We start from the raw sequence: 21,554 nt of genomic DNA, 5'->3' as shown, positions 1-21,554 counted from the left end.
AAGGACACATGTTAGATACATCAGTCTTGTTTATCGGTGATAATGATCACAATAAAGTTATAGCAATTTCATGACTTGCACTAAAAGTTTGACGCAACCGATAAATCAACAGATTTAGGGAATGAGTATTTCTAGTGCTAGGTAAAAAAGGATGTGTGTTGGATAGTTCCAATAGGTCACTCCAGCAAGCTTTAACGAGACTAGGAAGCTAATATCGGCGTGCAGAATCATGGATCACCAAGTGAGTGCATAAAAGCTCCTGAATCACGCTTGTTCTTCGAAGTTCAGTATACTGTACATAGAAATATGCCACTCCCAATTAAGCGAGTGGCATTGCTGTACTTCTAGAGCTTATTTGAGTGGTAACTTACAATACCGAAGGCTTACCTTTCATCATTCGCAGACCTTCTCGTTTAATGCAGTCGACTAGTGGGTTTTCTGCCATATCAGCTCGCCATATAAATGACAGTGTCCTTTCCATTTTTAGCTCGGGCACATTTAACGCAACAAGATGACCCGCTTCTATATATCGCTCTACATCTAAATACGGTAAACAAGTAAGGTACTGGCCGTTAGCAACTAAGCTGCGTAACACCGGAACGTGCTCGTACTCTCGCCACACATCCAAATCTTCAATTAGATGATGAATAGAGCTATCAAATGTTTTTCGTGTGCCAGAGCCATGCTCTCTCAACACCCACTTCGCTTGTTCTAACTGCGCGAGGCTTACAGATTGATTGCGAGCAAAGGGATGATGAGAAGCAGCGACAACAGTAAGATGGTCTCGACACCAGACTTCTTGGTGCAAACGGTTATCGTCACAACGCCCCTCGATGATCCCTAAATCATATTTATAATCTAATACGCCATCAATAACCCCTTTTGTACTCTGAACACCAAGGGAAATACGCATTTCTGGAAAGTCATTATCAATGATACTGATAAGGTCTGGAACCAGATGCTCTGCCGGAGTTTGACTCGCGCCCATGCGAATCTCACCGCTTAACAAATGTTGCTCATAAAAGCCCATTTCAATCTGCAGTGCGTCTTGTAATAAGCGTTTTGCTTTTGGTCGTAACCACATACCCCAATGGGTTAACGCCATTTGCTTGCCCTGCCTTTCAAATAAAGGCCTGCCAAGCATTTTTTCTAATTGCGCAAGCGACATACTTGTCGCTGATTGTGTCAAAGCCAGTTTCTCTGCGGCCTGGCTTACACTGCCGGTATCTGCAACTGCGTCAAAAACCGCTAATTGCTTAAGTGAGTAGCGCAAAGTGTCCTCCATTATTGGTGAGTATTTTTCATACCCTCACAATCGTTAAAAACATGCCCCAATAAGCAATAGAGTTCATTTTACCTAGCCGCATAAAGTTATCAATTAATTTGATGAGGTTTCTAAATATTATCAATTTTACCTACCAAACCCTTCTCCTTATTCTGACTGTGCGGTTCGGGAACACCGCAAGCCTCAATGACTTTGAGACTGAAGTCATTGAGGCTTCTAAATAAAAACAACAATTTCATTTTTGAGTTAATAACCAAGGAATTTTTATGCGATTACAAATTAAGGAGTCAATATGGCGGTGACCAGCTCTCAAAATCACCAGTACTTTTCTCCAAAAGAAATGATGGCTGAAGCGGAAAAATTTGCGTTAAGTAAAGCAAACAAAACCAGCAGTATGACACTGAGTCTTGCCATCATGGCGGGCGCGTTCATTGGATTGGCGTTCTTGTTTTACATCACGGTGACTACTGGCAGCGCTGGCACTGGTTGGGGCTTAAGCCGTCTTGCTGGCGGATTAGCATTTAGTATGGGCTTGATCCTCATCGTGATCTGCGGTGGTGAACTATTTACCAGCTCAGTTCTTTCCAGTATCTCATGGGCCAATAAGCAAATCTCGTTTGGAAAAATGCTTTCTATTTGGGGCAAGGTTTACGTTGGCAACTTCATTGGTGCGATGTTCCTACTTGCGCTAGTTACTGCAGCTGGTCTTTATCAAATGGATAACGGTCAATGGGGGTTAAATGCGCTTAACATCGCGCAGCACAAGCTTCATCACACTCTCATTCAGGCGTTTGCGCTCGGCATCCTTTGTAACCTATTGGTCTGCCTCGCGATTTGGTTAACGTTTAGCTCTGCAAATGCAATGACAAAAGCAGCAATGACAATCATGCCTGTGGCCATGTTTGTCAGCAGTGGCTTTGAACACTGTGTCGCGAACATGTTTATGGTTCCACTTGGCATTGTTATCGCGAATTTTGCACCTGAGTCTTTTTGGGCCTCCGTCGGTGTGCCCGCTTCACAGTACGCAGACTTAAATATTGGCCACTTTATTACCGCTAACTTAATTCCTGTCACGCTTGGCAACATCGTCGGCGGAGCGGTTTTAGTTGGTCTTGCAAACTGGTGTATTTTTCGCCGACCAGAACTAAAAGCAGCGAATATATCTTCTATCACAACGACTACAACACTCTCGTCAGTTAAGGATTTCACCATGAAAAACGCATCTTTTGTTAAAGACATTATGAACCCAAAACCAGTTACCATCAGTGCAGAAACACCGATAGCAATCGCACTGGATGTGCTACTTGATAACAACGTAACTAGCGCACCTGTTGTAGACGTACAAAATCGATTGGTTGGCTTCTTCTCTGCTCACGATGTGATGGTAGAACTATGGTGTGAGGACTACATTCCGGTGAAAGACCAAAAAGTCGTCGACATCATGAGCCGCGATGTGGTCGCAATTGATGCTGGTGATCGTCTCGTTGATGTTGTCGAATTCCTATGTATCGATAAAGAGCAGTTGTACCCAACGAGCAGCATGGGCATCGCCACTCGCATGACGTCTCTATCTTTAGAAGAACGCGCAAAAAGCATCAAAGTGAGCAAGCCACAAGTACTTCCTGTACTTGAAAATGGCCAGATGGTCGGTGTTGTTACTCGTACTGAAGTATTAACAGCACTACGCCCGATTTTTGGTGAGCGTTTAAACCTAGTAGAAAAAAACGAGTTAGAAACAGCGTAGTTCATTAAACGCTTGCAACGTCTGTTGGCTTTCAATCGCTGTCACTGACTGGCTTGCCAATGTTGTCGATTGTGATTGAGGTAATAAAAAAGCGCTCTTTCGTTGAAGAGCGCTTTTACTGTATCTAAAAGAAGTTCGTTACTTCTTAACGCCTTCGATATGAAGTTCCATATCAACATAGCTTGAAGCACCCATTACTGGGATATCAAAGTCAGCAAGCTCAAGGCGAGTGTTACCAACGAAGCCAGCGCGCTCACCACCCCATGGGTCACTACCTGCGCCAACGAATTCAGCTTCGATAGTAATAGGCTTAGTAACACCGTGTAGCGTTAGATCACCAGTTACATCTAGCTTGCCATTGCCTTTATCAACCACTTTTGTGCTTTTAAAGGTCGCTTCGCTGTATTTGCCAGCATCAATGAAATCACCACTACGAATGTGCTTGTCACGTTCAGCGTGGTTGGAGTCTAAGCTAGTTGTATCAACAACAACATTCACTTTTGAATCAGCAATGTTGTTCTCATCAAAAGAAAAGTCACCAGAAAATGTATTGAAACGACCTTTGATGAAGCTGTAACCCAAGTGACTAACTTTAAAGTTAATTGAAGCGTGAGCACCTTTGGTATCGATGACATAATCTGCAGCTTGCGCACCAAATGGTAGTGCCATAGCGATAGCTAATCCTGTAGCGAAGAGTGACTTTTTCATTTTGAAGCTCCTAACATTTTTCTTAATGTGTTGTCTTTATCGATAAAGTGGTGTTTTAGCGCAGCAATAGCGTGCAAACCTGCTATCAGGATGACGGCCCAAGCTGCGTAGAAGTGAATTTCACCCGCTATGTCTGATTGTCCTGGGAATAACTCTCCCGCTCCTGGCACGGTAAACCAATTAAACACTTCGATACCGCGTCCATCAGACGTTGAAATGAGGTAACCTGAAACAAAGATGGTGACCAATAGTAGGTACATAACACCATGCGCCGCTTTAGCAGCAAGCACTTCGTAAGGTTTGCCTTCTACCTTTGGTGACGACGTAACATGTTTCCATACAATGCGTGCCAAAGTTAAAATAGCGAGTAAAATACCGACAGAGCGATGGTAATGTGGCGCAGTTCGATACCATTCGCTGTAATAGCTAAGGTCGACCATCCACAAACCCACTGCAAATAGACCAATAATGCACAGCGCAGATAACCAGTGCATCACGCGTGCAGTAAGGTTGTAATTCTTTACCAGTGTATCCATCTCAAGTTCCTAGATATATTCCTAAGTTAATGTTGAGCAAGAAACACTACATTAACCTATTTACGTCATATGAAACAGATTATTTACCATCATTTACATCCAGCCAATGGCACCGTATCTATCAAGTTGTTCGAATTTTTTGAAGGAACTTTAAATCGTTTATAAAACTGAAACTTACAGCTTAACTTCTTGTTCTATCTCATACAGCTCTTCGGACACTTCTAACATTCTACGTTCAACCAGTGATTTTGCATCTTCCACCCCCTTGTTGTAATAAATTGGCCCTAGTTTTTCTGTAATGAAATCAATAAGAAATTCACTATCGAACTGGCCAACCTCAACATCTAGTTCGTCCTGCATATAATCTTGAATGGCGGTTGCCAGCGTTTCTTTTTGCGCACGTTCTAACTTTATCATCTTTGCCCTTTTTCAGAATTTTGTTCTATGTGTGCTTCTATCGCATTGCTCTCTTAAAGAGTAGGCGCGATCATTTGTGAGAAATTTGGTGTTTAGATCAAGAAGTTGCCGAAGTAAATTAGTCTATTCTCAAAAGACTATGCTAACCTTTTGCAGTTCGTTTTGTTAATTATTAAGGGATATTCTTTGCTACTCGACCTAGTGATTCAAAGTGTTAATGATTTTCAAGACGACTGTCTTAAGCTGTGTGAAAAGCATTACCCTGCGGTACATAACCAAGGCATGAGTGAGCATCATCTTGGTCTCGCGTTTTCAAGACGAATGGAACACACTTTCCGTCACTTCGGATACAACAGTGTGGTAAAACCAATTGAAGTTTTAAATACGCCGGATCTGCCTCATCACTATCGTATTTCATCTGAAATAGGCACGGTTTGGGTCCTGAGTCACCATATGGTCAGTGCGGGAAAATCTTGTCGAGAAAACTTACTCTCATCAATTACGGAATGGCAAAGCGAATATGGTTATGCACTGCAACCGAATGATCTACTCTTTTTAGTTTGTGATCATTGGATCAGTCGCAGCAAAACGAGCCGAGAGTTGCTTCATTGGTGGATGGGTGAACTGCCCGATCAGATCAACGAATACACGGAGCAAGGCATCACGCTGTACACCAGCGAATCGCAGCTCACGCAATCGTTAGACACTCGATTTGGCATTAGCCCTTGTTACATTAAGTTTGGTCATCCTTTGCGTCGCTCGAACAAACAACAGTTGGTCAGAAAATACTTACAACTGTATGCAGTACTACAATGGTAACATCAAATTGCATTAGGAAGATTGTCAGTCATTTCATCAATTTGTTTGATATCACTCGACAAATCTAATCATCTCTTACCATCATTCTTGCTTGAGTTCATGAGCCCACTTAGATTCACTGCCAATGAAATAAAAAATTAGCGCGATAGCGCTGATGTAGAAGCATTGATTTAGGTTGTTGTAACAATGATGAGCACCTCGCAACTTCTTAGTTGCATCCGCAAACAAGCCGACGGGCAATATATTGCGAAATACGCAAAGCTCACTCTTCGAAGTGTCTTTCAACCTATATATAAAAAAGATATTTCTATCGTTGGCCTTGAGGCACTAGTAAGAATTACCAATGCTAATGGCACCATGATCAGGCCAGATCAGTTTTTCCAATCAAAAACCATTGCCGCTCAAGACCTACTCAATGTCGAACGCTTAAGTCGCCTAATTCATATCAAAAACTTTGCCCAATCTCACTTTCACAATAAACAACTGTTTCTTAATGTATTACCAGAAGCAACAAAAATACTAGCCAGAGACATCACGTACAATAGGCTGCTAAAACAAACCATTTATCAATCTCATTTAGTAAATGAACAAATCGTCATGGAGTTGCTTGAGTTGAACGTAGAAGACGAGTCCTCGTTGTCGCAAGCAGCTCGTGAATTAAGCCAAGGCGGGTTTAAATTGGCGATCGACGATTATGGCGTCAATGCCTCAACAATTGAACGAGTGAAAGGCGTTCGTCCAGACATAATAAAGATGGATCGCTCGTTAATGCTGAGATACGAAAATGGTGACTGGAAAGCTCTAGTCGATGCATTATCACTAGCAAGAACGTTGCGCTCTAAAACCGTTATCGAAGGAATTGAAACCGAGCATCAACTTAACTTAATGAAAAAACTCGGTTTCGATATGTATCAAGGATACCTACTCGCTATCCCGCAAACGTTAGACGTTTATGAAGAGGCAAAAACAGCCTGACTATGTAAGAACAAAAGTTTGTGCGGTTTAGCGAGAGTTACGTGATTTACCACGGCTCTTATGAATCGCTAATTTTGCTTTTAGCTTACGCTTCTCTGATGAACGGCTTCGACGGCGTCCACTACCATTTTTCTCAGGCTCGACTTCTTCTATAAGGCTTGGCTCGAAGCCTGCCAACCATTCTTGCGGTAGGCGTTGATCAAGCAAATTCTCGATAGCATGCAATAAATATTCTTCATCCCGACTCATTAGAGACACAGCTAACCCCGACTTTCCTGCACGGCCAGTACGGCCTATACGGTGGACATAATCTTCGGCTTTAAATGGCATATCAAAGTTCACCACTTGCTCTAACTCTTGAATATCCAGCCCTCGTGCTGCTACATCTGTCGCAATCAACGCACGCACCTTACCTTGTTTGAACTCATCCAACGCTCTTTGACGCGCACCCTGTGACTTATCCCCGTTAATTGAAACCGCTTTTATGCCATCTAACTTAAGCTCTTTTGCTAGCTCATCGCTACCTTGCTTAGTTTTTGTAAATACAAGCACTTGCTGCCAATTGCGCGAGCCAATCAAGTACGCCAATAATTCACGTTTACGCTTTTTGTCTACCGGATAAACCATCTGTTTTACCGTTTCAGCGGTCGTGTTTGCTGGTGACACTTCAACTTCAACCGGCGATTCCATGAGTTTGTACGCAATAGTTTTTATTCGCTTTTCAAATGTCGCAGAGAACAACAGGATCTGTTTTTCGGCGGGTAAACGTCGGAAGATGCGTTGCAAGTCAGGCCAGAATCCCATATCTAACATACGGTCGGCTTCGTCTAGAACGAGCATACTGGTTTTGGAGATGTTTACGTTGCCATTAAACAGGTGATCCAAAAGGCGGCCTGGTGTTGCAATCAAAATATCAGCGCCCTCTTCTAACTTCCTCTTTTGTACGCCAATGCTTGTACCACCATAAACACACACAATGCGAAGTTCTGTTTGTGCAGAGTACTGATTCAAATTATCAAATACCTGCTGCGCAAGCTCGCGTGTTGGAACCAAAATCAATGCTTGAGGCGTGCCGTTGAGTTTTTTTTGCTGAACGGTTTGTATAATAGGTAAACCAAACGCAGCTGTTTTCCCCGTACCAGTTTGTGCAGCAGCAAGTAAGTTCTTTCCTTCAAGGACATGTGGAATAGACTTTTCTTGCACTGGTGTTGGTGTCACGATATTTAGATTGCTTAGCGTCTCGATTAGCTTTTGTTCAATGCCTAAGTCAGCAAAATTAACAGACATGTGTAACCTCATTATTTTTGGAGCGCAGAGTTTACCAGAGCCCCAATAGCCATACTACTTTTCTATCTCATTGGGCTGAATCAATAAGATGTTGCTGAAAATCATACGACTGGCGTAAAACGTCTCGATAGAGTGTCGAGAACTTCTCTTCCAATTCTGTGTAATCACTCTCAATCACTTTAAATGTTGTAGTAAGGTCAGCCATTCTCGGGCTTCTTTGCGACATTCGATGTAATGCAAATTCGATATTATCCAGGTCTTGGTATGACTGAAGCCATCGACCGTGCCACATCCGGCTGTGGAGCACCAAAAAACGCGATGGCAAATGTTCATCAACGTCACGGTTTACTCGCTCGTATGCCGAGTCGACAAAGTGTTCGAGAGATACGGCATAAAAGTCGTTCCAGTGTTTTGCGAGACAATGGTCCCAGAACATATCGAGAGCGATAGGGGCAAAGCGCCGCGCAGTACCTTTGAAGTGAGGTTTGCATTCGTTAACAATAGGATGGTGATCGGTAATGCGGTCAACAAATCTATGCAATTTGATGCCGTTCGAGATATCACGTTCATACAGCTTGCTTGGATCTCCTTTTACGAAGTCTCCAAGCAAGTTTCCCAATAAATGGCTGTTACAGTGGTCTGCGATATGCAGGTGGGCTAGAAAGTTCATCCGACGCCAGTTTTGGCCTTTAAGGCTTGGTGTGACATGAACCTAGTATAACGTCAATTACGACGAGATGAGAGTGTTCCGCTATTCGGCTTCGTTGTCTGAGCCAACGTATTCCGACAAGATAATGCCAATTTCAAGCGCATCTAGCAGCTCTAGGCTCTCATCGTTTTGGTATTGGTCGCTCATTGTGACCTCCTTTATTTTAAGCTCTCTTGCTTGTACTTGCTGACGGCTTGGCCTTGCCATATCCACGTCAACAACTCCTTTTTATAGTCTTTATATGACACATTCATGACAGCGAGAAGTAAAGATTTAAAAACCTATGAGCAGAATCAAAAGTAAACGTTTGCAACCAGATTTCATATCTACTTAGCACTACAGAGAAATAGCTCTTTTATCAATATTTATGTCAATTTAAAGATATAACATACCGTTATAGGCGTCCTTAGATCTCATTTCTTAAACTAAATTTAGTTTTCGTTACATATTTTGCTGATTAACTTCGCATATTTTGTTTCGATATAGCAATAGATTTGGTCAATATCTTTTATCTCTAATGGAGCTTTAAATGAGAGAAGTTGAGTTTAGAACGATAGACAGGCTGTTTATCAAGATGTCTATCAACGACAAAATGTGGGTTATATTCCTGCTGTTTTTAGTAGCCCTCACTTCTGTGGCTGGAAGCCGCTACTTCAATGAAATACAACAATTTAAACAACAAGCGATTTCTGCTAGCGAAGCGAAACTTTCTGGTATTGTTGACGCTCAACCAGGTCTTGTTCCACAAATTGACGGCGTATCGAAATCAAGTCGCGTAAGCGAGAGCTCTTTTGTTGATGGCTCTGTCACCGCTTATGCAAAGTTGCATTCTGGCGAAGTGATTAAGTTGACTCAAAACGTATCCGCGCAATACGAATCTGCAAAGTCGTCAGCCTTAACCTCTCTGTTACTCAGCTTTTTATGGGTTGTTCCTTTTGCCCTTTTCTCTTACTGGGTTGCGACCTTTATAGGAGGCGCCCTGTGGGTTTTATATACGACAACCGAAAAAATTGGTGAAGGTGATTTAACCTCTCGCCTTGGCTTCCATCCTGGTCGAGACGAGTTTGGCACCATTGGTTGCGCGTTAGATAAATCTATGGACACCTTAAGTGAACTGGTTAACAGTGTGAAAAATAATGCGGCTACATTGAGTGAGACATCTTCTGCATTCGAAAAAGATATGCAGTTGAGCGAAACGCAGATATCTCATCAATATCAAACACTCGATTCCGTCGCGACAGCAATGGAAGAAATGACAGCCTCTGCAAAAGAAGTATCCAGCATTTCCCAACAAGCGACGATGCAATCCGATCAGGATGCTCAAAAGATCGAGCTAAGCAGAAATCGCGTGCAAAATGTGATTGGAGAAATTGAGACGTTATCCAGCTATATTGAACAGGCTTCCACATCAGTAACCAATTTAAATGAAAACACGACGCAGATTAATGACGTTATCACAACGATCAATGCCATTTCAGAACAAACCAACCTATTGGCTCTGAATGCGGCAATTGAAGCAGCACGCGCTGGTGAACAAGGTCGTGGATTTGCTGTGGTTGCTGATGAAGTGCGTACATTGGCAAGCCGAACTCAACAGGCAACAGTAGAAATTCAAGCCATGATTGAGAAACTACAAACCGAGAGCCAGAACATTGCTTCAATCACTGATCGAACCGTTCAACAAGCGCAAACCAGTAGCCAGCTTATTGATGAAATTGGTCATGATGTGACGTCTATTGCTGAATCCGCACGCTCATTGATGGACATGAGTATCCAAATTTCCACCTCAGCAGAAGAACAAAGCGCAGTCGCCAATGATATTGCATCTGAGCTTTCAGAAATTCGCAGCCAGTCGAGCACAATCAGAGAAGTTGCAGAGCAATCTACCGTAGGGGTAGCTAATCTCACTCAGGCGTCAGTGTCTCTTGGTGAGGTATTACATCGCTACCGCACAGCATAACTTTGCAGCATTTATGATCAACAAGGGCTCCTCAGGAGCCCTTTTCTTTAAACCGTTTTCAGCCGTTATCGTCGATATTTTCTACTACACACAAGTGGATATTTGAAGTGAATCTCAAGTTCTCGCTGTACCTGATGAAATAATGTTCATAAACAAAGCGTTCCGCTATGCTTAATCCTGCCAATTCCAATTTGCTGCTGGAAAACAATATGAATAATTACAAAGATACAAAAGACATCGAAAACCTAAGTTGCCCTCTCTGCCAGGGGGATGAATATCTCATTTCATCGGATGGAGAGAAATTCACATGCGCTGCTTGCGGATTTCATACAAAAAGCTTCTCATCCATCCAATGCCTACATCAAACCCCTTACCTACAGTCCAAACTTAAACATATCCATAGCTTAAGTACGGTGTGCCATTAAGAGATTAAACAGAGCAGCTAAATAGCTGCTCTTTTAATTCATCTAAATGTTGAATGCGAATTACGCGTTCATCATCAACACGATTGATTGCCTCACCATTAAATAGCTGTACGGTTTTAATGCCAGCGTTTAGTCCCGCTTCTACGCCTTTAGGTGTGTCATCAATATAAAGACAGTCGCTTGGTAAAAAGCCCATGCTCATTGCACTGTACATAATTAAGTCAGGTTCAGGCTTCCAACTATTCGCATCGAATGCAGAGAACACTTTCCCTTGGAAAGCATCGAGCAATCCTGTTAACTCCAATGCGTATTCTATTTTATCTTTCGGCCCATTGGACGCGACACAATATTCGATATTATGCGAATCTAAAAACTGAATTAATCGCTTTGCGCCATCCATCGGCTGTAAGTGGCGAACAAAAAGAGACTGGACTTCTTCACGGTATTGCGGCTCTAAGACATCAATAGGGACTTTGATATCTTTCAGCTCTTTAGTATCTAAAAGGATGTCAGCGAGCTTTCCTCCTTTAAAATGAGAAACGCACTCTTCCATCGTTAATTCTGCGCCATGCAGGTTAAATACATTGACGAGAGCTTGGCAACACAATCGTTCACTATCGACCAACGTACCATCACAATCAAATATCACGCACTTAATATTGGTAATTGCCATAGCCATCTCCAGACATCTTAAAGGCTAATGCCCTAGCTGATTTTAAAAATGTTGGCTTAATCTTATTTAAGTTTGGGATTGTTGAAACGACGAGCTTGGCATTTCATAGAAATAGAGGGGAGCAATTACAGTTTTTCTAAGCAAGATCACCTATCGTCATCTTGCTTTGCTTTTTATGCATTTGAGTGCGCAAATTAGCTTTCAATAATCACCGAATCTAAAAGCTTGTGTTCGGTACTTAGTCTTTTAGCAAGATCCGCCACAAACGAACTCTTGTATTTTGATTCAGAAACCGCGACATCAGAGATAAGCGTGTTTCCTTCAAGGTGGCTAATAATAGCGGCACCAATTGGAGTTCCAGATTTAAAACCAACATATAATTCAAAATCTGGCGTTAGAATTATCTGAGTGAGATATTCCACAATCATATCTTTATCGTACTGTTGATCCCAACGCTGAGACTGCAGGACAGAAAACATGATAGTAAGTCGGTGAAAATCGACCAGAAAAATATCGTCAGAGCTAAATTCAGAATTACTCTCAAGTAGCGTGTCTTTGTCGACCACTTGATAGGTTGCTTGTTCTAGTGCTTTGAAATAGACATCACGCCCTTTCAGACTCTCTGGTGTTGGAAATTCAACTTCAACCAGATCATACAGCCATGCATTTTTACGCTCGATACTGGCTAACTGTTGTTCATTCATTTTGATACCTTAGTTGCAAAACGAAATGTGCAAAGTGTTTCATTCTCACATAGAGTGAAGCTTAGACAGAGCGACAAGCGATATAAAGTCATATTGGGAGAAAGTATGGTCACTCTAACTCATCATTTCGTTTAGAGCAGTACATTAGCATGAAGCCCACAACAAACCTAGCGTACGTAGACCTTTCCTTGGCTAAATTTTGTTTTAGTTGCAAACCTCTGATAGATTTCATCAATATCTTTCCTAGTTAAGGACAAAAATAATGAAAAAGATGCTGTTAAGTGCATTGCTTGCTACTACGCTGGTTGGTTGTTCAGATAACGATGTCGCTGATGTAGGACTCGGTTGGTTTACTTTGAAAGACATCAAAGTCGGTGAATTAAAAGACGAGGTAGTCACGGGGGTGACGTGTCATATAGCTTCTATCGAAGCCGATTTTAGCTTAGCGGATCCAAGTGACAGCTCAATATCATGTCGTCAGACTGGCGAAATCACGCCGGAAATGATTGCAAAAATAGATAAAAGTAAGTCTGGCGAAATTGTATTTAAGAAGTCAAAAAGTATTTTCTTCAAAACAATGAAGGTTCGCCGAATTTATGATGCAGACAACCAAACCTTACTCTACCTGTCTTACACAACAAAAGAGACAGACGGTAGCTTTAAGCACAGCCTATCGACGGTTCCACTTTGGGGCACCAAGGCTTACGTTGAGCCAACTGAAGTTAAAAAGTAACGCAGCTAATTTTGGGTAGCTCCAAGCTCGTTGTTAAAGAGAATAACCGATCAACAATCTGAAAAGCGACCAATTGCAGTACTATAAGCATCAGTAATTTAGGTTATCTTGGTCGCAATTTCTCCAGCTCGCTGGTTTTTTCAGCGGGCAAACTTCTTTGTAATAAAACGCCACGATTTTCATTTTTTTGTGATACAATCCCGCCTCTTTTTTTTCTCACTCAAGAACAAGCATGAAGTTTCCTGGTCAGCGTAAATCTAAACACTACTTCCCAACTCACGCTCGAGATCCATTAGTAAACCAAATCCGACAAGCGCCTAAGCTATATCGCCCAACTATCGTTGGTGTCGGTCAAACCATCGTAGATATCGAAGCGCGTGTAGATGATGCGTTTTTAGAAAAATACAACCTAAGTAAAGGACATTCACTCGTTCTTGAAGAAAGCAAAGCAGATGCACTTTACGAAGAACTGGTTGAGCAAGGCCTGATCACACACCAATACCCAGGTGACACGATTGGCAACACTCTGCACAATTACTCAGTATTGGCGGATAGCAAATCCGTTTTGCTCGGTGTGATGTCCAAGAACATTCAAGTCGGTTCTTTTGCTTACCGTTACCTTTGCCGCACGTCTTCACGCATGAACCTCAACCACCTACAAACGGTAGATGGTCCTATTGGTCGTTGTTATACCCTGATTTCTCAAGATGGCGAACGCACATTTGCTATCAATGAAGGTCACATGAACCAACTACTTCCGGAAAGCATTCCTGAAGAGATCTTTGAGAAAGCATCAGCTCTGGTTGTTTCTTCTTACCTAATGCGCGGTAAAGAAGAGGATCCAATGCCGAGAGCAGTACAAAAAGCGATCGACTTTGCCAAGAAGCACGATGTCCCTGTTGTACTGACTTTAGGCACAAAGTACGTTATCGAAGGTAACGCGCAGTGGTGGCAAGAGTACATTCGCGAGAACATATCTGTTGTTGCAATGAATGAAGAAGAAGGCGCCGCATTAACAGGCGAGACAGAACCGCTAGCGGCTGCTAATAAAGCACTTGAGTGGGTCGATCTTGTTCTATGTACTGCTGGGCCAAATGGCCTATACATGGCAGGTTACACTGACGAAAAAGTAAAACGAGAAACCACACACGACATTCTTGAAGGCTCAATTGAAGCCTTTAACCAATACGAATTTAGTCGTGCGATGCGTAAAGGAGATTGTGAGAAGCCAATGAAGGTATACTCTTACATTGGTCCTTACCTAGGTGGTCCACTAGAGATTAAGAACACCAACGGCGCAGGTGATGCGGCACTTTCTGCTTTACTGCATGATATGGCTGCAAACTCTTTCCATCAAAAAGAAGTGCCTAACTCAGAAAAGCACGAAGTACGCTGTTTGACTTACTCATCACTTTCTCAGATCTGTAAATATGCAAACCGAGTAAGCTATGAAGTGTTGACGCAACACTCTCCTCGCCTATCGCGAGCACTTCCTGAACGGGAAGATAGCTTAGAAGAAACTTACTGGGATCGTTAAGATCACAGCTTTAAAGCTAAAAATACATCAAGGTCACCATTTGGTGGCCTTTTTGTTTTGATCTGGCGCAGTAATTAGTAGATTTTGTTAGTATGTAGCACAGTATAGAGCAGTAAACTCTTTACATACCGAATCGAAACAGTACCATCACAGAGCAAACGTTTGCCCAACAATGATACTTGCTCCAACTCAGATTGTTTTTCAACACTACCTGCGAGTCACTTTAGGGATTATCCATGCAGTCAGATATTGAAATTTGCCGAAACACACCACTTTCTTCTATTGATGTTATTGCGGAAAAAGTAGGGTTATTACCCGAAGAATATGACACTCACGGGAAGCACAAAGCCAAAGTCCATCCAAAATGTTTGGAGCGGCTCAAAGAGAATGATAACGGTAAGCTTGTGCTTGTTACTGCGATCACTCCTACCCCACTTGGCGAAGGAAAAACCGTTACAACAGTCGGACTGGCGCAAGGTTTAGCTAAGCTTAGACAATCCGTTATCGCATGTATTAGACAACCTTCTATGGGGCCTGTATTCGGTATTAAAGGCGGTGCTGCTGGCGGTGGTTATTCCCAAGTTGCTCCAATGGAAGAACTGAACTTGCACCTTACTGGTGACATCCATGCGGTGACGGCGGCGCATAATCTAGCTTCAGCCGCGCTTGATGCTCGCTTGTATCATGAACAGCGCGAAGGCTATGATGCCTTTGAAGCACGTACTGGATTAAAGGCACTTAAAATCGATACGGCGAGCATTACTTGGAAACGAGTAATGGACCATAATGATCGTGCACTACGTAAAGTCAAAATTGGGTTAAATGAGCCAGGAAAAGTCATCAATGGATACGAACGCGACGAAGGGTTCGATATTTCTGCCGCGTCTGAGTTAATGGCTATCATTGCACTGGCTAAAGATTTAAAAGATTTACGTCAGCGTATTGGGAAAATTGTCGTAGCGTACGATTTGAACGGAAACCCGGTAACCACTGAGGATCTGCAAGTTGCAGGAGCAATGGCAGTGACATTAAAAGAGGCCATAGCACCGACACTGATGCAAACTCTGGAAGGTGTTCCTACGTTGATTCACGCAGGCCCGTTTGCAAACATCGCCCATGGAAATTCATCTATTATTGCCGACGATATCGCGCTAAAACTATCAAGTTACACTGTAACTGAGGCGGGGTTTGGTTCGGACATGGGATTTGAGAAAGCGTGTAACATTAAAGCTGCCGCCGCCAGCAAGGCGCCAGATTGTGTAGTGATAGTAGCGACATTACGCGGCCTCAAAGCAAATTCTGGACACTATGATTTACGACCAGGTATGGCCATTCCAGATTCCATTTTTAATCCAGACCAAGCAGCATTGGAAGCGGGATTTGAAAACTTAAAATGGCACATTAATAACGTTCATAAATATGGCATTCCAGCTGTTGTCGCTATTAACCAGTTCCCGCAAGATTGTGAGAAAGAGCTTAAAATACTTAAAGAGCTGGTTCAGCAATTTAATCCGGAAGTTAAAGTCGCTATCAGCACCGCTTTTGCGCAAGGCGGGCAAGGCACAACTCAGTTAGCTCAACATGTTATTGACGCTTGTACCCAGCCTACAGAGTTTCGTCCTTTATACAATAAAGAACAATCGTTACACGAAAAACTTATGGCTGTGTGTGAAGCTGGCTATGGTGCCGCCAATATAGAAATGAGTTCCCTTGCTACTGAACAGCTCAACCATTTTGAAAATCTAGGTTTTAACAACTTAGCGGTTTGCATAGCGAAAACCCCACTATCGATAACAACAGATTCCGCTGTCAAAGGCGCGCCGACAGGTTTTACAGTCCCTATCCGCGAGTTACGTCTGTGTGCTGGCGCTGGGTTTGTGTATGCGTTATCAGGCACGGTGATGACGATGCCAGGTTTGCCTGATAAACCTGCATTTATGAATTTAGACCTTGATGATGAAGGAAATATCGTCGGTCTCTCTTAGTGTAACGTCAACGTATAGTTGACTATAAAGGAAGCACGTTTAAAGAGTGAGTGGTTTACTTCTATATCCACTCACTTTGAACAGATGAAGAGGCGCGCTTGATTATCTTTATCTTACTGTTTTATCCTCACTTTACATTGTAAATCCATACTTATTTTCTCCCCTTCCCTATAATCTTGCGCCAATTTGATGCACGGCCTACTTAGCACTTCACTAATGTGGTGCAATTACCTTGCGATGAACTTTTAACCCTTTTGATTTTTAAAGAGATATTCTATGGCTCGAATCTTGTACTAAAGTTTGCAGTAGTAAACACATCAGCACATGCACTTTCAAAACCTCTGCGCTGTACACCACTTCCTCCTGGTTAGCACCGTTTTGATGCATGCAAAAAAGGGAAAGGGAATAATATGGAAGACGCACTCGCCGTAATTTTAGCTGGGGGGATGGGGTCTAGGCTCAGCCCACTCACCGATGATAGAACCAAGCCAGCAGTACCTTTTGGCGGAAAGTATAGAATTATAGATTTCACACTAACCAACTGTTTACACTCAGGTTTACGTAAAATCCTTGTTTTGACCCAATACAAATCTCATTCACTTCAAAAACACTTGCGAGATGGTTGGTCAATATTCAATCCAGAGCTTGGCGAGTACATTACTGCGGTTCCACCTCAAATGCGCAAAGGTGGTGCATGGTATGAAGGAACCGCTGATGCGATTTATCACAACATGTGGTTACTATCGCGCAATGACGCGAAGTATGTGGTTGTGTTATCCGGCGATCATATCTATCGAATGGACTACGCCGCGATGCTTGAAGAGCATAAAGAGAAAGGTGCTAAGCTCACCGTTGCCTGTATGGATGTTCCCGTAGAGGATGCTTCAGCATTCGGGGTAATGGGCACCGCAGAAAACGGGCTAGTTACTTCATTTATAGAAAAACCAGAATGCCCACCTACCCTTCCAGGAAGTAAAACCAGAAGCCTCGTTTCCATGGGGATTTATATCTTTGACATGGATGTTTTAAAAGAAGCACTCGAAGACGACTCAAAACTCGATTCATCAAGCCATGACTTCGGAAAAGACATCATACCTAAGCTGATTGATACGGAATCCGTTTATGCTTATCAATTTTGTGGCAGTAAAGGGCGCGTTGATAAGGATTGCTACTGGCGCGACGTGGGTACCATTGATTCCTTCTATGAAGCGAATATGGATCTGCTAGAGCCAGTACCACCAATGAACCTATATCAATCCAATTGGGCGATTCGTACTTACGAGCCGCAGTTTCCACCAGCTCGTACCGTATCGTCAGCCACGGGTAATGAAGGTATTTTTATTAACTCCATCATTGCTACCGGTGTCATCAATTCTGGAGGCTCAGTACAGCATTCCATTATTTCCTCTAACGTACGCATTCAAGACAGCGCCACGGTAGTCGATTCCATCATTTTTGATGACGTAGAGGTCGGTGAAGGAAGTCAGTTGGTCAACTGTATTGTGGATAAACATGTTCGTATTCCGCCACATACTCAAATTGGCATAAACAAACTAGAAGATGCGAAGCGATTTAAAATCTCAGACAAAGGTATTGTCGTCATACCCGAAAGTTATCAATTCGATTAAACGACAAACCATCGCAACAAAAAAGCGCACGATCATCATCATGCGCTTTTGTTTAAATGCCTATTAACGTTAGGCTATAACAGTTAATCAAAAACGATTAGATGTTACATACCGTTGACCAGCTACCATCTGTGCCCGGCTCAGCCGCTGTCCACCAGTTCGCTTGGTAAACCACACCGTTGTGGATGATCTTATCGCCTTGGTTAGCGTGGCTTGGGTTACCAGCCCAATCCGTTTGTGGTAGAGCTGGGTATGTCACTAAACCTGTCGTATCACACGTACCTGGTTCAGTAGTACCACCATCACCCGAGCCTGCATTTAGGTCACCAATTGGCAGTTCTGGCTGTTCAAACTTGAACGCAAACTCTTTACCACCAGAAATCACTGAGTAGTTAGCCGGACCAGAGATTGGTAGGTAGTAAACCATATCAAGCTCGTAAGTACCGCCCGCTGGTAAATCTTTCCAAGCAGGTAGAGAGAACGATACGCGGTGCATTACGCCATCTAAGCCACCGATGTTGTTTGCACGAGTATGTCCAGAAGCAATGACTTTCAAACCGCCACCAGATTGATCTTTCGCATTATCAGGAGCTGATACTGGGATATCAAACTGGAATTCAGTACCACCAGGGATCGCTTGACCAGTGTTGTTCGTAAACGTGATCTTCGGATTAATTGGGTAGTTTTGGTCGCCAACCTTAAAGCCGCCAACGCTGACTGTAATGTCTACCGCTTCTGTTGGTGTCGGACCCGTCGCGACTTTATTACCGTAAGGTGTTGCAGACTTAAACTTGTCGTAGATAGCTTTGGTCATAGTGTTACCCATGTGGTACTCACCATTACCAGCTGCACAAGCTTGTTCAGTTGCATCTACTGCCGTACGATTACCATTTGCATCCAGTACATAACAGTTGTAGTCGCCTGCCAGTTCCCAGAACATAATACCGCCGATTTCTTTATCGATAACGTAATCAGCTTTCACTTCGATAGAAGCTTTATCTTCCGTAGATAGGAACACGCTCTTCTCTGCGTTCCACAACCAAGGCGCTACAGCAACGCTATCGTAATGACGTGTATATGTACCAACAAACTTATCCGAAGGATCGTTAACTGGATCAAGACCGTAAGCGGCTGCGTAAGAGCCCCAGATACCATTTTCTAGGTTCTTCGCATGCCACATTGGGTTAGAGCCAGCGCCCATTTCGTTGCCTTTAGGGTCTGTATCGTGCCACATGTTGTCGATACCAATAGCACCGTGACCACAGTTGTTCTTCTCACCTTCACCGGTACCAGGTTGACACTCAGCTTGGTTTGGCAGTGCTGCTCGGCCCCACAGACCATTTTCACCACCAGTAACACCTTGCCAACCACGGGTGTAGTAAGGAACACCGATGTTGATACGACCTGCTGGCATAGAACCACGGAAATAGTGGTAAGCCCAGTCTGTGTTCAAGTAACCGATACCACCGTATGCAGCAGTGCCGTATACGTTCCACTGGGCTAGCTCCGAGTCTTTACCTGTATCGAATAATGCTGCGTTGTGACCAACGTGATCATTCCAAGCCCCATGCAAGTCGTAAGACATGATGTTTACGTAGTCTAGGTACTTAGTTACATCGAAGGTTTCCATGCCACGCAGTAGGTAACCTGAAGATGGTGCTGCGATAGTCAGCATATAATGAATGCCATCTTGCGCGGATGCCGCGTCAAGTTTCTCACGCAATACTTTCATCAGCTCTTGGTAAGACGCCCATAGATACTGACGACGTGGTTCCATGAAATCTTTGTCGTAAGGGTTACCAGCACCTGCCATTGATGTCGGGTATTCATAGTCGATATCCAGGCCATCGAACTTGTACTGACGCATCATTTCAACGGCTGAAGTTGCGAACTTCTCGATGCCTGCATGGTTAATAGAACCGTCCGCATTCGTCGTCATGGTGTAGAAGCCACCATCAGCCACACGATCGCCATTCGTATCGAAGTGACCGCCCGTTTCAGCCCAACCACCGATAGAGATTAGCGTTTTAACATCATGTTTTTGCTTGTAAGTCGCGAGCGCACCAAAGTGACCTTTAAAGCCAAGAGCAGGATCTACCTCAACGCCAGGCCAAGTTTTACCCGTAGCAGGGTTGTTAGGGTCATTAACGTCACCAACGTTTACTTTACCATCAGAACCAATGCTCACAAACGCGTAGTTAATGTGAGTAAGTTGCTCCCAAGGAATATCTTTAACAAGGTAAGTCGATTGAGGGTCCTCACCTGCGCGCCAACTAGTAAAGTAACCAATCACACGACGTGGGTGATCGGCGCCCATTTTCTCGCGACCTTCTTCGTCATAAATAGAACAGTAAGGGACGTCTACACCCGTTGTTTGATACAAGCCATCAGGGCGACAGTTAGATGTCACCGCGCCACCGTTTACCGTTAACGTAGCAAGTGCAGAATCTGCAGTTGCTCCGGCATCATCGGTTGCTCTTGCATAAACACTTAGCGAACCAGCTTGTGAAGGCGTTACATCAAGCGTGTATGGTGCAGTTGTTGCGGTGCCAGCAAGGACACCCGCCACATAGAAATCAACTTTAGCAACGGTGCCATCCGCATCTGCGGCATTCGCAGTCAGTGTGACGGAGCCACCCAAGTCAATAGAAGTCGCAGAAAGTGCAACATCCACTGTCGGCGCTTCGTTACCAGGTTGTGCTGGTGCCACAGTTAACGTCACAGCACTTGCTGTGCTCACTGCACCCGTATCATCATACGCCTTAGTAGAGAATTCATGCTGGCCTTCAGTCGCTGTCCATGACGCAGCATAAGGCGCAGACGTTGCCTGACCAACTAATACGCCATCAACAAAGAATTCTACTTTGCTAACGGTTCCATCGGTATCTGCTGCATCTGCAGCTAGGTTAACAACATCCCCCGCAGTCACAGAAGCCGACGCAGAAGGCGATGTCAGAGTAACAGTCGGGACTTCATTCTGAGGTGGATCAACCGGTCCAGTGCCATCACATGCGCCAAGTGTTTCCCACTCGCCCCACTCACCAGATTGCGCTGGGTTACTGTTTTGCGTCCAGTAACGTGCTTTGTAAGCATTACCTTCATGTTGAACTTGGTCACCACCGTTATAAACTTTTGATGATTGCCAAGTTTCTAGAGGGGCACAGTCAACCGCTGCGTAGCTATTGAAGGCCATAAGACAAGAAGCGGTGAGAGTGCTTAGTGTGAACACGCTTTTCACTGCGTTGCCGTTTTTAAGGTGCATAATCGCTCTTCCTTAAGTTATTGTTAAAACAATACTAAATGCGCTAAACAAAGCGCACTTATACTTTTATTTCGACGTAAAATAACTTAAGTACAAGTTGGTGATTTCACACTATCTATTTACGAGTTTTCCACACCGCCTCGCAACAATCCACTAAATGCTTGCAA

The 21,554-nt window shown here is 43.5% G+C and carries 17 protein-coding genes; 8 read left to right on the top strand and 9 right to left on the bottom strand.

All coding sequences use genetic code 11. The features are described 5' to 3' along the window. Positions 1-367 precede the first annotated feature (367 nt). Positions 368-1,273, bottom strand: a complete 906-nt coding sequence (locus NL645_RS02685) for a LysR substrate-binding domain-containing protein (RefSeq protein ID WP_005395522.1) — start codon at positions 1,271-1,273, stop codon at positions 368-370. Between the two features lie 304 nt (positions 1,274-1,577). On the opposite strand from NL645_RS02685, the gene focA reads away from it, so the two are divergent. Further along, on the top strand, positions 1,578-3,029 hold the full coding sequence (focA, locus tag NL645_RS02680) for a formate transporter FocA (RefSeq protein ID WP_253651142.1): 1,452 nt from the start codon (positions 1,578-1,580) through the stop codon (positions 3,027-3,029). Positions 3,030-3,167: 138 nt separating this feature from the next. Here the strand turns inward: focA and NL645_RS02675 are convergent, their stop codons facing one another. The 3 genes from NL645_RS02675 to NL645_RS02665 all read right to left on the bottom strand — a co-directional run bounded on the left by NL645_RS02675 (position 3,168) and on the right by NL645_RS02665 (position 4,690). Continuing rightward, complete coding sequence (locus NL645_RS02675; protein WP_005395526.1) at positions 3,168-3,737, bottom strand: YceI family protein; 570 nt, start codon at positions 3,735-3,737, stop codon at positions 3,168-3,170. Further along, complete coding sequence (locus NL645_RS02670; protein WP_048625024.1) at positions 3,734-4,273, bottom strand: cytochrome b; 540 nt, start codon at positions 4,271-4,273, stop codon at positions 3,734-3,736. Before NL645_RS02670 ends, NL645_RS02675 begins: the two co-directional genes overlap by 4 nt. A 174-nt stretch (positions 4,274-4,447) precedes the next feature. Continuing rightward, positions 4,448-4,690 carry a DUF2164 domain-containing protein gene (locus tag NL645_RS02665; protein ID WP_253651141.1) on the bottom strand — a complete coding sequence of 81 codons (243 nt, stop codon included), beginning with the start codon at positions 4,688-4,690 and terminating at the stop codon, positions 4,448-4,450. A gap of 186 nt (positions 4,691-4,876) precedes the next feature. Here NL645_RS02665 and NL645_RS02660 point away from each other — a divergent pair, with 186 nt between their 5' ends. Continuing rightward, the gene (locus NL645_RS02660) at positions 4,877-5,509 is read left to right on the top strand and encodes a hypothetical protein (protein ID WP_005395531.1); all 633 of its coding nucleotides are present in this window, start codon (positions 4,877-4,879) and stop codon (positions 5,507-5,509) included. 186 nt (positions 5,510-5,695) lie between these two features. After that, positions 5,696-6,484, top strand: a complete 789-nt coding sequence (locus NL645_RS02655) for an EAL domain-containing protein (protein ID WP_253651140.1) — start codon at positions 5,696-5,698, stop codon at positions 6,482-6,484. 27 nt (positions 6,485-6,511) lie between these two features. Here NL645_RS02655 and NL645_RS02650 read toward each other — a convergent pair whose 3' ends face one another. Together NL645_RS02650 and NL645_RS02645 are read right to left on the bottom strand one after the other, a co-directional pair. Next, positions 6,512-7,771, bottom strand: coding sequence for a DEAD/DEAH box helicase (locus tag NL645_RS02650; protein WP_253651139.1), 1,260 nt, complete (start codon positions 7,769-7,771; stop codon positions 6,512-6,514). Between the two features lie 67 nt (positions 7,772-7,838). Then, complete coding sequence (locus tag NL645_RS02645; protein WP_170892703.1) at positions 7,839-8,441, bottom strand: ACP phosphodiesterase; 603 nt, start codon at positions 8,439-8,441, stop codon at positions 7,839-7,841. 568 nt (positions 8,442-9,009) lie between these two features. Here NL645_RS02645 and NL645_RS02640 point away from each other — a divergent pair. After that, positions 9,010-10,440 carry a methyl-accepting chemotaxis protein gene (locus NL645_RS02640; protein ID WP_253651138.1) on the top strand — a complete coding sequence of 477 codons (1,431 nt, stop codon included), beginning with the start codon at positions 9,010-9,012 and terminating at the stop codon, positions 10,438-10,440. 429 nt (positions 10,441-10,869) lie between these two features. On the opposite strand, the gene NL645_RS02635 is transcribed toward NL645_RS02640, so the two are convergent. Beyond that, positions 10,870-11,538 carry an HAD-IA family hydrolase gene (locus NL645_RS02635; RefSeq protein ID WP_005397612.1) on the bottom strand — a complete coding sequence of 223 codons (669 nt, stop codon included), beginning with the start codon at positions 11,536-11,538 and terminating at the stop codon, positions 10,870-10,872. A gap of 194 nt (positions 11,539-11,732) precedes the next feature. Further along, entirely contained in the window at positions 11,733-12,242 is a 510-nt protein-coding gene (locus tag NL645_RS02630; RefSeq protein ID WP_253651137.1) for a flavodoxin, read from the bottom strand. A gap of 262 nt (positions 12,243-12,504) precedes the next feature. On the opposite strand from NL645_RS02630, the gene NL645_RS02625 reads away from it, so the two are divergent. From NL645_RS02625 to glgC, 4 genes are all read left to right on the top strand, one after another. Continuing rightward, positions 12,505-12,975, top strand: a complete 471-nt coding sequence (locus tag NL645_RS02625) for a CreA family protein (protein ID WP_005397614.1) — start codon at positions 12,505-12,507, stop codon at positions 12,973-12,975. A 232-nt stretch (positions 12,976-13,207) separates the two neighbouring features. Then, positions 13,208-14,512, top strand: coding sequence for an inosine/guanosine kinase (locus tag NL645_RS02620; RefSeq protein ID WP_164665612.1), 1,305 nt, complete (start codon positions 13,208-13,210; stop codon positions 14,510-14,512). A 236-nt stretch (positions 14,513-14,748) separates the two neighbouring features. After that, a complete protein-coding gene (locus tag NL645_RS02615) occupies positions 14,749-16,497 on the top strand; it encodes a formate--tetrahydrofolate ligase (RefSeq protein ID WP_253651136.1) in 1,749 nt (582 codons plus the stop codon). 410 nt (positions 16,498-16,907) lie between these two features. Further along, the gene (gene glgC / locus NL645_RS02610) at positions 16,908-18,125 is read left to right on the top strand and encodes a glucose-1-phosphate adenylyltransferase (RefSeq protein ID WP_006742254.1); all 1,218 of its coding nucleotides are present in this window, start codon (positions 16,908-16,910) and stop codon (positions 18,123-18,125) included. Positions 18,126-18,222: 97 nt separating this feature from the next. Here glgC and NL645_RS02605 read toward each other — a convergent pair whose 3' ends face one another. Further along, complete coding sequence (locus NL645_RS02605; RefSeq protein WP_145535014.1) at positions 18,223-21,387, bottom strand: glycosyl hydrolase family 18 protein; 3,165 nt, start codon at positions 21,385-21,387, stop codon at positions 18,223-18,225. Positions 21,388-21,554 lie beyond the last annotated feature (167 nt).

Origin of the sequence: Vibrio sp. Y51_MX_L26 (assembly GCF_024181935.1) — a bacterium.
Taxonomy (GTDB): domain Bacteria; phylum Pseudomonadota; class Gammaproteobacteria; order Enterobacterales; family Vibrionaceae; genus Vibrio; species Vibrio diabolicus.
Note: the sequence above shows the minus strand (reverse complement) of the source record. Positions and strands in the feature narration are given on the sequence as shown.

Bases quoted from the DNA above. Each gene is read 5' to 3' on its own strand.
- NL645_RS02605 (WP_145535014.1), bottom strand. From the start codon at position 21,387: ATGCACCTTAAAAACGGCAACGCAGTGAAAAGCGTGTTCACACTAAGC.
- NL645_RS02615 (WP_253651136.1), top strand. From the start codon at position 14,749: ATGCAGTCAGATATTGAAATTTGCCGAAACACACCACTTTCTTCTATT.
- NL645_RS02675 (WP_005395526.1), bottom strand. From the start codon at position 3,737: ATGAAAAAGTCACTCTTCGCTACAGGATTAGCTATCGCTATGGCACTA.
- focA (WP_253651142.1), top strand. From the start codon at position 1,578: ATGGCGGTGACCAGCTCTCAAAATCACCAGTACTTTTCTCCAAAAGAA.
- NL645_RS02655 (WP_253651140.1), top strand. From the start codon at position 5,696: ATGATGAGCACCTCGCAACTTCTTAGTTGCATCCGCAAACAAGCCGAC.
- glgC (WP_006742254.1), top strand. From the start codon at position 16,908: ATGGAAGACGCACTCGCCGTAATTTTAGCTGGGGGGATGGGGTCTAGG.
- NL645_RS02645 (WP_170892703.1), bottom strand. From the start codon at position 8,441: ATGAACTTTCTAGCCCACCTGCATATCGCAGACCACTGTAACAGCCAT.
- NL645_RS02625 (WP_005397614.1), top strand. From the start codon at position 12,505: ATGAAAAAGATGCTGTTAAGTGCATTGCTTGCTACTACGCTGGTTGGT.
- NL645_RS02620 (WP_164665612.1), top strand. From the start codon at position 13,208: ATGAAGTTTCCTGGTCAGCGTAAATCTAAACACTACTTCCCAACTCAC.
- NL645_RS02665 (WP_253651141.1), bottom strand. From the start codon at position 4,690: ATGATAAAGTTAGAACGTGCGCAAAAAGAAACGCTGGCAACCGCCATT.
- NL645_RS02635 (WP_005397612.1), bottom strand. From the start codon at position 11,538: ATGGCAATTACCAATATTAAGTGCGTGATATTTGATTGTGATGGTACG.
- NL645_RS02650 (WP_253651139.1), bottom strand. From the start codon at position 7,771: ATGTCTGTTAATTTTGCTGACTTAGGCATTGAACAAAAGCTAATCGAG.
- NL645_RS02630 (WP_253651137.1), bottom strand. From the start codon at position 12,242: ATGAATGAACAACAGTTAGCCAGTATCGAGCGTAAAAATGCATGGCTG.
- NL645_RS02640 (WP_253651138.1), top strand. From the start codon at position 9,010: ATGAGAGAAGTTGAGTTTAGAACGATAGACAGGCTGTTTATCAAGATG.
- NL645_RS02670 (WP_048625024.1), bottom strand. From the start codon at position 4,273: ATGGATACACTGGTAAAGAATTACAACCTTACTGCACGCGTGATGCAC.